10 protein-coding genes are annotated in these 12,011 nt (G+C 31.2%); all 10 read right to left on the bottom strand.

Annotation, left to right across the window (positions count from 1 at the left end):
• Positions 1 to 89: 89 nt before the first annotated feature.
• The 10 genes from ACAG39_11460 to ACAG39_11415 are packed head-to-tail and all read right to left on the bottom strand — an operon-like array spanning position 90 to position 11,926.
• On the bottom strand, positions 90 to 881 hold the full coding sequence (locus ACAG39_11460) for a DeoR/GlpR family DNA-binding transcription regulator (GenBank protein MEZ0537849.1): 792 nt from the start codon (positions 879 to 881) through the stop codon (positions 90 to 92).
• Positions 882 to 893: 12 nt separating this feature from the next.
• Positions 894 to 2,186, bottom strand: a complete 1,293-nt coding sequence (locus ACAG39_11455) for a four-carbon acid sugar kinase family protein (GenBank protein ID MEZ0537848.1) — start codon at positions 2,184 to 2,186, stop codon at positions 894 to 896.
• Positions 2,183 to 2,851, bottom strand: coding sequence for a class II aldolase/adducin family protein (locus ACAG39_11450; protein ID MEZ0537847.1), 669 nt, complete (start codon positions 2,849 to 2,851; stop codon positions 2,183 to 2,185). Before ACAG39_11450 ends, ACAG39_11455 begins: the two co-directional genes overlap by 4 nt.
• Positions 2,852 to 2,866: 15 nt before the next feature.
• Complete coding sequence (locus ACAG39_11445; protein MEZ0537846.1) at positions 2,867 to 5,290, bottom strand: alpha-mannosidase; 2,424 nt, start codon at positions 5,288 to 5,290, stop codon at positions 2,867 to 2,869.
• A gap of 35 nt (positions 5,291 to 5,325) precedes the next feature.
• On the bottom strand, positions 5,326 to 6,240 hold the full coding sequence (locus ACAG39_11440; GenBank protein MEZ0537845.1) for a ketose-bisphosphate aldolase: 915 nt from the start codon (positions 6,238 to 6,240) through the stop codon (positions 5,326 to 5,328).
• Position 6,241: 1 nt separating this feature from the next.
• Positions 6,242 to 7,735: an L-fuculokinase gene (locus ACAG39_11435; GenBank protein MEZ0537844.1), complete on the bottom strand. Its 1,494-nt coding sequence runs from the start codon at positions 7,733 to 7,735 to the stop codon at positions 6,242 to 6,244.
• Positions 7,736 to 8,398, bottom strand: coding sequence for an aspartate/glutamate racemase family protein (locus ACAG39_11430; protein MEZ0537843.1), 663 nt, complete (start codon positions 8,396 to 8,398; stop codon positions 7,736 to 7,738).
• Between the two features lie 19 nt (positions 8,399 to 8,417).
• Positions 8,418 to 10,127 (bottom strand): TIM-barrel domain-containing protein, encoded by a 1,710-nt coding sequence (locus ACAG39_11425; GenBank protein ID MEZ0537842.1) that lies wholly within the window; start codon positions 10,125 to 10,127, stop codon positions 8,418 to 8,420.
• Positions 10,128 to 10,151: 24 nt separating this feature from the next.
• The gene (locus tag ACAG39_11420) at positions 10,152 to 11,027 is read right to left on the bottom strand and encodes a carbohydrate ABC transporter permease (protein MEZ0537841.1); all 876 of its coding nucleotides are present in this window, start codon (positions 11,025 to 11,027) and stop codon (positions 10,152 to 10,154) included.
• Positions 11,027 to 11,926 carry a carbohydrate ABC transporter permease gene (locus ACAG39_11415; GenBank protein ID MEZ0537840.1) on the bottom strand — a complete coding sequence of 300 codons (900 nt, stop codon included), beginning with the start codon at positions 11,924 to 11,926 and terminating at the stop codon, positions 11,027 to 11,029. Before ACAG39_11415 ends, ACAG39_11420 begins: the two co-directional genes overlap by 1 nt.
• Positions 11,927 to 12,011: the final 85 nt, after the last annotated feature.

Genomic DNA, 12,011 nt, shown 5'->3' with positions numbered 1-12,011 from the left:
TAGCTCGCTATTTTATTGCCTTTTTTACCCTTATTATCTAAAAAATTTTTCTCTAAAACCCCCTTGACATTATACCGTTTGTCTTAATACTAATCAATGTCAACATGGCAAGTCATTATTTTTATCCCCTTGTTTTCTATCTGTTTTAATATATCTGGATCAACCAAATCACTTGTTATTAAAATATCGATATCTTCAAAACTGCTAAAAGCAATTAATCCATGCTTATCAAACTTACTATGGTCAGCAACAACAACTTTTGTTTGTGCTGACTTTGCCATTACTTTTTTAAGCTCTGCCTCATAAATGTCTGAGCTTAAAAACTCTCCTCTGCTTGTTGATATAGCAGTTGTTCCAAGAAATACAATGTGTGCATTATATTTTTTAATTTCAATTTCGGCCTGCGGCCCAACCAAGCTCATAGATCTTTTTGAAAGTTTCCCCCCTACAATAAACACTGCAGCTCCTTCACTTTGCCCTAATTCCTGTGCAATATCAATACTATTAGAAACAACAGTAATTTCACTAAAATCCTTAAGATATCTTGCAACAGACCATGTTGTAGAACCAGCATCAAGAATTACAATCTGTTTTTCTGAAACAAGTGATGCAGCAAGTTTCCCAATTGCATCTTTTTCTTTAAAAAATAAGAGCTTTCTTTGTTGCACAGTAGGAATATTTGTCATAACAAGCTGCAATTCATCAGTTAGAATTGCTCCACCATAACTTCTTTTTACTAAATTTTGTTTTTCTAATGCACCTAAATCCCTTCTTATTGTCTCTTCAGATACTCCAAAAAGCTTTACAAGGTCATTAACTTTTACAGATTTTTCTTTTAACAATATTTCTTTTATCTTATTTCGTCTTTGAGAAGTTAACAAAATAATTCCTCCTCAATTTGTTATATTTTCTTTTAGATGTTCTATAGCCTCTTTCAAAAAATCATCCGATCCGAAGCTTCCTGACTTTAGTACTAACATTATGTTGTCTGATCCTTCTGATACACAGGATGGTAATCCGCTTTGTATTTCTTTCCAAACAATCATCTTATTTATATTTAGTTTGTTACATACTGCTGCTGATGTCTCGCCTCCAGCAACAACTATTCTATTTATGGGTAATTTTTCTTTGGTTTTCTTTACAATGTCTGCTAATGTCGATGATACTAAATTTAATATTTCAACCTCCGAAAGCCCTTTTTTCCTTCCAATTGATTTCGTTTCTTCAACTTCTTCTTGGCTATTTGCTGTATAAACAACTGCATCCTGACCATTTTCTAATATTTTTGCTAACCTGTCTGAAATTTCATCAATTAGATTAATTCTAATGGTTTCATCGAAAATCTTTGTTGTATCAATTACTATATAAGGAAGTTCTAAACTTTTTAAATGCTCAATCTGTCGTTTTGTCTGCGGCATTAAGCTTCCTGCTGCACACAATATGCCATAGTTATTTTTTTTAGGTAGATTTATACCTTTTAACCCAATTGGATTTTTAAAAATTAAATCTGCAAGTTCTTCTGCTATTGCTGAACTTCCCATGAATACTCTTTTGTTGTAAATCAATTCAGCAATTTTTCTTAAATCTTCTTGATTTTCACAGTCAAATATTAAATAGCTGAGTATCTTTTCTTTTTCCTGTACTATTTTTTTTACATACTCTTTATCATTTCTTAAATCTTCTATATTTAAAACACCAATAGTTCTTTTTGTTTGTTTTGAAACTATGTTAGGCAAGTATGATTCAGTCATTGGGTGCATTGGGTCTTTTCTAAATTCAGAATGTTCAAGTTTCTTCCCATGAACATAATGAATACCATATAGGGTTTGACGACCGTTTTTAGGGAATGCTGCAACTACATACCCATTTTTTTCGTTTAATGCATCTAACATTGCATCAAACTCGGCACCAACATTTCCTCTAAATACTGAACAGGTTTTTTTGTAAAATTTATCACATCCAATTTCTTTAAGAATTTTGGTAGAATTATAAGCCTTTTCATATGCCACCTTTTCAGTATCAAATCTTGAGTTTGTATCTATTATTATAATATCAGCATTTATACTTTGCTTATTTAACTCTCTTGCTACGTCATATGATATTACAATTGTTAGAAGGCCTTTTTTGGCAAACATTATTCCTATATCATTTGCACCTGTAATATCATCTGCAACAACGCCTATCATCTTCCATCCTCCCATTTTCTTCTTTTCTTGTAACCTGAATTTCCCAAAAAATCCTTAACTATTTCCTCTCTTAATCCTACTATATCAGCCCCCATGGACTTTGATAAAACCACCATTCTACATGTTTCTTCTAAAATCTCTATTGCTATCATTGTTTCTCTTGAATTTGTATCATAACAAAGTATTCCATGGTTTTCTAATAAAATAATATTTGTTTGGGTTACATATCTCTCTATCTCTGAAGCAAGTTCTATAGAACCTGGATGTTTGTAAGGAACTTTTTTTATTCTTTCGAGATAGTACATATTCTCAACAAATAGGTTGTTTGGAATCTCTAAGCCTAATATAGAAATAAAGGTTGCATAAAAAGGTGAAACATGTATTACTGAATTAACATCATTTCTTTTTTTGTATACCAAACTATGAATAATAGCTTCTTTAGATGGTTTTGTTTCCCCTTTATATTCATATCCGTTTTCAGTTAACTTACATTCTACTATATCATCAACCGTAAGTTCTTTTAGAATTGTTCCACTTGCAGTAATTAAAAAGGTTTCTTCATCAACTCTAATGCTAATATTTCCTGCATTGCCCCAGGTAAATTTTTTATCCATCAATTGTTTTCCGATATTAATTATCTCATTTTTTGCAGTAATATTGTTCATGAAAACACCCGCTTCTTACATATCATATTCCAACAGATTAACTTCTTTTACTTGTTTTGAGTTATCTCGTGGGATTTTGAATGTCTTTATCTCATTTGGTTTAAATTCAGCTATTATCTTCTTATCTAATATTGGCAGTTCAATACATGCTAATGTCTGTTTATTGTAAGCCTCATAACATCTTAAAATAATGTCGTTATCATCTTCTGAAAGCTTTAAGCAGCTTATAACAACATTTTCCTTATCAACCTTAGCAAATGACAGTTTTTTTGGTAACTTCCCTTTATGGAATGTTTCAACTAATGCAAAAGGTCTTTGGTTAACTTCGTTTGCATGCCTTACTACATTAGCATTACTAAACTTATCTTTATGTGGAAGTATTGAATATCTAAATCTTTGAATCCCATTATCTATATATGAATAAAACTTTCCATCTTCAAGCTTCATTGGATCATGATGTGCATATACAGGGCTTCTCAAAACTGTAAGACCAATTGTTTTATTATCGATGCTAAGGCTGTACTTGCCATCGTTTATAATGCTTACACCATAAACAGTGTTTTTGCCTCTTATTATACCTGACATATCAACCCATGATTGAATAGGTTCTTCTTCTCCATTTGTCTCTCTCTCTAAAATTCCGTAAGGTACTTCATGTGTTGCAGTAACAAATATCAGATTAATAGGGAAAAGTATTTTAAGCATTTTTTGTTTTTCTCTCCAATCAACCACAACATCAACATCAATTCTGTTTATTTCTTTGTACATTGTGAAATCCTGAATTACCAATGAATGGTTATAAGTGTTTTCAACCCTTATAACCGATTTAACAGGACCATGTTCGATTAGTTTATTACTTTTTTTAGTAAATTCTCCTATAAATCTATCAAATTTAAGAACACCGTGAGCCCATGTATCTGAGTTATCATCTATAACCTTTAATACTGCTGCTGGACCTTGGAATACCTCAAATTGTTCCTCTTTATCGTAGAGATTCTTAATAAACCCAGTATTTTCATCAATTTCAAGTTTAAATCTTTCATTTTCTATGTAGTTATCTGATGCATTCATTGGTTCAAATTCTATATTATTTTCGCTATTTTGAATAAGACTAAATGTTCTATACCCTAATGATGGTAAAGTTGCTATAAATGATAGTCTATTCCTGCCACCAGATGTAGCATGTGATGTAATCTTTTGGTATGGAACAATATTGTTATTTTCGTCTACCAACACATCATTTGGGTTAATGTTTCCAAATTCAAGTTCTATATTTGAAACTGAATCCCATGAATGTGGATTGAATACAACAATTGGCTTTGAGTTTTCTTTGTATTCAATGTCAACTTGCCAAGAAAGTGCTTGGATAGCATAATTCAAATTTCTTTTAGCAACTGACATTGTTTCACCTATCATGTCCCTAGCATCTTCATATGCTTCTTCTAATGATGTCCCAGCTAGAATATCGTGGAACTGATTAAATAATAAATTTTCCCATGCATTTTGAAATTGTTCTTTTTCATATCTTTGAAGCTCAAGAACATCAGCTATTGTACTGAACTTTTCAGCAAATAAAAGTAAATTTTCAGCCTTTCTATTCATCATTTTAATATTTGAATGTGCTGCATAGCAGCCGCTTGCATGATGCTGTAAATCATCTATTACAACAGGATATTCATTATTTAATATTGCTTCAAAGAAATCTGTTGGTGTACTTATAATCAATTCCGGAAGATCCTGCTTGTTATTTAACTGATATATACTTTCAATATTCTGCTTTGTTGGTCCTCCGCCATGATTACCAACACCATAAACGCAAACCATTTCTTTATATGGAGGTTTTATTTCCATTGCACATCTTTCAATATGATTAGAAAGTTCTTTTCCCCATGAGCAATATTCATAAGGAATACGAGCTGTTAATACTTTACTTCCATCATTGGATTGCCAATAAAAAACATTATTAGGAAGATGTTTTTCATGTGGTTGAGGCCTTAAGAATACATAAAAGTCTATGCCGCTTTTTTTTAGAATCTGTGGTAAAGTTCCTGCATGACCAAAGCTGTCTATATTAAATCCTACCTTTGCAATCTTACCAAATCTGTCTTTAAAGTATCTTTGTGCATAAAGTCCTTGTCTTACAAATGATTCTCCAGAAGGTATGTTACAGTCAGGTTCAACAATCCATCCTCCTACTAATTCCCATCTTCCTTCAGCTACTCTTTTTTTAATTTCTTCGAACATTTCAGGACAATTCTTTTCTATCCATTTATAAAAGATACTTGAGCTTGCACAAAATTTAAAGTCTTCATATTCATTCATTCTATCAAGAACTGATCTAAATGTCGCTTTTACCTCTTGAAAGCCTTCATACCATTGCCATAACCAAACAGGATCAATATGTGCATTTCCTATCATATATAGCTTTTTTTCTTTCATTTCATACCCTCCATAATATGCTGCATTTAACTTTTTTAAATAAACTTTGCGCTATCTTTACTTAATAGAAAATCGTCCATCTTAGCTATTACTAAATCCTCTACTGCATTTCTGCCTTTTTCAAGTAATCCTTTTTCAAGGGCATTTAATTCACTATTTTTTAATGAATTTGTTTTATTTATAGCCCTTAACAGTTCTAATTCTAAATCAGTAGCAATATTAACTTTACTAATTGAACCTTTCTCTAATTTTATTGCCTTTACAATCATTTGTGCTGGTATCCCGGAACCACCATGTAGAACCAGATGAACATCAGTAAGTTCACCTATCTCAATAAGCCTGTTGTAATCAATCTTTGGCTGTCTAATGCTACTATATACACCATGTGCAGTTCCTACAGATACCGCTAATGCATCAACATTAGTTTTCTCAACAAAATATTTTGCCTCTTCAGGATTTGTATACAGTTCTTCATCTTTATCGGTCTCAACAAAGTCTGTGGTTCCAATCATACCAAGCTCAGCCTCTACTGATACCCCTTTTGAGTGAGCATATTCAACCACTTCTTTTGTTATCTTTATATTTTCTTCTAACGGTTTATCAGAAGCATCAATCATAACAGATGTAAATCGTGCATCAATTGCATCATGTATAATCTTTATGTCTTTTGTATGATCAAGGTGTAACACAACATGTACATTTAAATTATATCTATCTAAACATTCAAAAAACTCTTCAGCAAATTGTTTTGGAGTTATTTCATATTTTAGTAGTTCTTTTTGAGAAATTTGAACTATGGCAAGTGAATTATTTTTTTCTGCAGCTCTTAATATAGGTAATATCATAGCTGTTGACCTTGGCGAAAATGCTCCAACAGCAAATTTATATTTACGTGCTATATCTAAAACTGTTTTTAGATTATATACTTTATATGAACTATTTACACCCATTTTAATCAACCCCACAATTGTTAATTCTATCGTAATATGATCTTAAAGAGTTTTGTAAATTTATATATTCTGCAAAATATCTATCATATTCATTTATATACTCATTGTTTGGATAATAAATCTCATCGATAACGTTACTAACAGTTTGTTTTGCGTCTTTCAAATCTTTATAAACATTATTAGAAATTCCACCTATTATTGCAGCTCCAAGTAATGTTATATCAGCAACTTTAAATGTTATAACCTTTTTATTCAAAATATCCGCTTTTGTCTGCATCCAATATTTGTTCTTTGTCCCTCCACCAACTGCAACTATATTTTCAATAGAACTGTTTATATATTTCTCAACCATCTCATATATCCATTTTATTTCATAGTTTGTTCCTTCTATTATTGCCTTTAGTAGTCTGCTTTCTGAAGTCTCACTATCTATTCCAATAAATACAGCCTTTGTATTAATGTTTGGCTTTGGTGCTCCACTTCCATTTAGATACGGGAAATATAAAATACCAGTAGGTTTATCCTCATTTATTAATAGTTCTATTAACTTATCATAATCAACCCCATTTAAAAACTTTTTTCTAAACCATTCAATTGAACCACCAGAACTTGATAATCCGCCCATCCAGTAAAGTTTATCCTTTAAAATATGACATCCGAAAGACATACCACTTTCTCTATCATTTTTATTTAGTGGTGTGTTTTCTCTTATTCCAACTAATGTTTCAGCAGTACCTATTGAATCTAATACTGTTTTTAAATCATCTGCTCCCACTGCAATTGAAGCACAAAGATGGTCATGGCCAGCTATCGCAACTTTTGCATTCTTTGATATTCCATAGTTATTAAAGTCTTCTTTTATTTTGTATGTTATTAAACCTGCCCAGTCACATTCTGGAAAGATATTTTGTATTTTAAGCTCAGTTAGTAGATTGCTATCCCATTGTTTTTTTACAATATTAAACGCATATGTTCTTGTTGCCAATGAATAATCTGTAAAAGCTTTGTTTGTGAAGAATAATGCAACCAAGTCAGCAACATTTAGCCATATTAAATTCTTCACATCTAAACCATATTTATCAATAAGCCATTGAATCTTAAAAATTCCATATTTAAAACTTGGATAAACTCCTGTTTCATAAAACCTTTTTTCAGTATCATATCTACTTATAAAGTTATTCACATATTCAATGCAACTTTTATCATACCAAGGAATAATTGGGGTTGCAGGTCGATTATTTTTTACATCAAATAATAGACCTGCTTCTGCCATGGAGGTTATACCAATAGAGGTTATATTATATCCTTTTTGGCTTATATCATTTAATAGCTCGATAATTATACTTGTTACTTTGTCAGGATTAATATAATAAAAACCATCTTTATCAATATGAGTTGGTGTAAACCTTGACGAAACACAAAGTAGATTTCCATTAATATCAAATAATCCTGCTTTAATATTAGTTGAGCCAACATCTATCCCAAGCAAACTCATTTATTTACTCTCCAATATTTCTTTTATTTTCCTTATCACTGAACTGGGACTTGTTAATATATTTTCAACATTTAACTTAGGATTATCTTTTACTATATTAAACATTGAAGCCTGAGCTAAGACTATAACATCATAAAGGTCTTTTAATTTCAATATCATTTCAGTTACCAGTTGATTATGTTTTTCTTTATTTCCTTTTGTCAGCTCTTCAAAGGCATTTTCAACTATATATGATTCAATTTTAATCTCTTTACTTATTTGTTTTGCTTTTTTAAAGATTAAATTTTTAGTAGGCTCTAATGTAGTGTTTAATGTTGCTAATACAGCTATTTTAGAGCCTTTCAAAACAGCTTGATTTGCCATCTCATCATCAATTCTAATTACAGGTTTACCTATAAATTTATTAGCCTCTTCAGCTATTTCACCTACTGATGAACAAGCACTTATAATAATATCGCAATCAAGCTCACTTAAGTATTTTGCATACGAGAACCACTTTTGCTTTATTTTTTCAATAGACATACTTTTATTTATTAACGAAGGTAATATACTATCATCAACAATGTTAAATACCTTTGAATCTGGCAAATATATATTAATCTGCTCTTTAATAAGGTCTATTGTAGCAGGAGTAGTATGAATAATACCAATAACCTTACTCATAAATTTACCTCCGTAATTGTTATTTTATCTTTTGGCAATAAGAATTCCATATGCTTCTAATCATCAAATAATCGGATATATCTAATTCTTCACCTGTTGAATCAACATGTGTAGCATAGTAAAGTGATGGAACACCCAATTCTGGTTGTAGTTTAATGTATTCCAGTAATGTTTTTTTATCAGTAATTGGCCAGTTGTCTGTATCAATTAATACATCAGGACAAGCTATTTTTGCTATCATAAATCTATGTTTCATTGCACTAAGAATATCTTTACCTACATTTATGTCGTTTAGCCTTATCATATCAATATACTCAGAAAGATATGGATGTGGCGTATGTGCCATTATAAGAGCATCATTTTTTGCTTTCTTGGCTTCTGTATATAATATCTCAAGATACTTCTTTTGTAGTTCTAATCCCCACTGCCATGAATATTTAAGAAGTCCAGGCCCTGCTGGTATTCTTGCAGTAAAGTCGATTTTAAAACCGTCTGCGTCTAAGCCATCAGTTGATAACATATATCTTATTTGGTTTCTTAGCATAGTCTCAAATTTTGGGTTAGTAACATCAAATGCTACCTTTACACCTACTTTATTAGTTATGCACAATTCACTATCAAGCCCTTCTGTATCCCATGCTTTAAGCCACAGTAAAACCTTTTGCCCTTTTTCATGTCTTTTTTGTATAAAGCCTTTCATATCAGGCCATTTTTCAGTATCTACATCATTTAATCCATACTGTTTCTGCCACTTATCATCTATAACTACTATTCCTGGGTTAAGTTCACGACTTTCCAAGGTATTTAAAAATTCTTCATAGAGTTCTTGTCTTGATAGCTCAGGAGCATTTTTATTTAGTATCTTTGCTTTGTAGCATTGGCTACCCCATCCACAGTAGATTGGATTTTTCCACCACTCATATATATCACTTTTCTTTTTTATTTCATAAACATAGTCACATAGATATTGGGAATGTTTTTCAATTGTATTATAAAAACCATTACCAAAGTATATTCCAATCTGTGGTAATGTGTAAAATCCTTCTACATCTTTGTAACCTTCTAAAGATGTCTCAAGATAAAATGCCTGTGTAGTCCCAACATAATTAAAATAGTTATATAAATTTTCAAAAGGTTTTGCTTCTAAACCAAATGAGAGATAACTTTCTTTATCTTTTAGTTTAAAAGAGTAACAAAATGGAGGCGGAGTAAAAAACCAATCTCCCTTTGCAGGTAATGGAACACCCATTATATCAATTTTTGTAAATATTGATGGTTCAAATATATTCTGTTCATGAGAGTTTGGCTCTGGATTAAATAACTTTTCAAAATCCTGTTTTGAATAAAAAAAGCCAGAACCCCATCTAACTATAGCAGACATATTGCCACCAAAGTACTTTATGTCAGTAATTCTATTATTGCCTTTTATCTCAATCTGATAGTGTATATTTTCATTAGTGCAGATAAATTTATATATCTTTTCATCCCAAATACTGCTCTTGCACCTATTTTTTACAATTATCTTTTTGTCTTCTTCTTCTACTTCCCAAATTCCAATTGCAGTAGTATCATCAATACCATCTAAAGCGTTTACTTGTGAAAAAGGGAAGAATTCAACTGCATCTTGCCCGTCCACTTCTAATTTAACCAATGGATGATTAAAAGTAAATATCAGCTTATACTTTTCTGCTTTTATAATAGTTTGATTGTTTTGAATATCAATTTTCATCTTTTCACCTTCCAAAGCTACAAATTAACCTTTGACACCCACTTGTATGTTCATTCCTTCTATAAAGTATTTTTGGAATACAAAGAATATAATAATAACTGGTAATAATACAAGTACTGAGGCTGCCATTAAATAATGCCACTGAGTTTGAACAGTACCTCTAAAGTTTTGCAGACCAATCTGTAATGTATACATCATTTCATTATTAACATAAAGTAATGGGCCTAAGAAATCATTCCATGCTCCATTAAAGGTCATTATACCTACGGTAAGAAGGGCAGGTTTTATTAGTGGAACCATAAGTTTTGCCCATATGTAAAAATGGTTCGCACCATCTATCTTTGCTGCTTCTACATACTCATCTGGTAGAGACATAAAAAACTGTCTTAAAAGAAATATTTCATACGCACTTCCAAAGAATCCAGGAACAATTAGTGGTAGATATGTTCCTACCCAACCTAACTTAGCAAATAAAATATATGTTGGTATTAAGGTTACAAAACCTGGTATCATCATTGTTGAAAGAACTAATGTAAACAATTTACTTTTCATTCTGAATCCAATCTTTGCAAAACCATATGCAATAAAGGAATTAACAATAACATGAGATATTACACCAATTGTTGTTAAAAATAATGTGTTTAAAGTATATCTTGTAAATGGAGCTGAATTCCATGCATCTATATAGTTTCTCCAAATAAACTTCTTTGGAAAAAATGTAGGAGGATATGACATTATCTCTTCCATTGATTTTACAGAAGTAAAAAACATCCATAAAAGCGGCATTATTGCTACCCATGCACCAGCTAAAAGAATTATTGTTACAATTATTTTTGTGACTGATTCTTTAAATTGTCTCGTCTGATATATCTTTGGCTTTATTATATTGCCCTGTTGCATTATTTTTCTCCTCCCTCATAATAAACCCAATATTTTGATACAGTAAGATTTATAACTGTCAGAACCATTACTATTGCAAATAATACCCATGCCATCGCAGAGGCATAACCCATATCAAAAACCTCAAAGGCTTTATTCCATAAATGCAGATTATAGAATAGCAACGAACTTACAGGTCCACCATCACCATTTTGTGACATAACATATGCTTCTTGAAATATCTGAAATGCACCTATTAAGCTAGTAACAACATGAAAAAATATTGCTGGCGTTATCATAGGCAATGTAATTGTGAAGAATTTTCTAATTGCATTTGCACCATCTATCTCAGCAGATTCATAAAGCTGTTGTGGAACACCTTGAAGTGCAGCCAAAAAAAGCAACATAGTCCCACCAGCACCCCATAATTTCATTATAATAACCGCAGGTTTAGACCATGCTGGATCAAATAGCCATGCTGGTCCTTGTATACCAAAAAAACCTAAAATAGTATTAACAAGACCTGATGTTGGGTTGAACATTTGCATCCATAGAATATAAACACCAACACCTGAAAGTACTGAAGGTAAATAAAATACTGTTCTGAATAGTTTGATACCGTATATCTTTTGATTCATCATAACAGCTAACAATATAGCAATAATAGTCTTTAATGGAACCTCAATTACGACATAATAGATAGTATTTTTTAAAGCCGTCCAATAAAGTGGATCCTTTGTAAACATTGTAATGTAATTCTTTAATCCAACAAAATTCATTTTTGAAGTTATATTATAATCTGTAAAGCTTGCATAAAGAGAAAAAAGCAAAGGACCCATAGTAAATGCAATAAAACCAATTATCCATGGAAGTATAAATATAAAACCTTGTAGCTCTTCAGCTTTTTGTAATGAAGACATCTTATTATTTTTTCTAATCAAGCTATATTCCCCCTTTGAAATATTGCACTTTTTAAAAAACTTGGTGGCTCATATATTTGAGCCA

The organism is Caldicellulosiruptoraceae bacterium PP1 (assembly GCA_041320695.1).
GTDB lineage: Bacteria > Bacillota > Thermoanaerobacteria > Caldicellulosiruptorales > Caldicellulosiruptoraceae > JBGGOQ01.
Note: the sequence above shows the minus strand (reverse complement) of the source record. Positions and strands in the feature narration are given on the sequence as shown.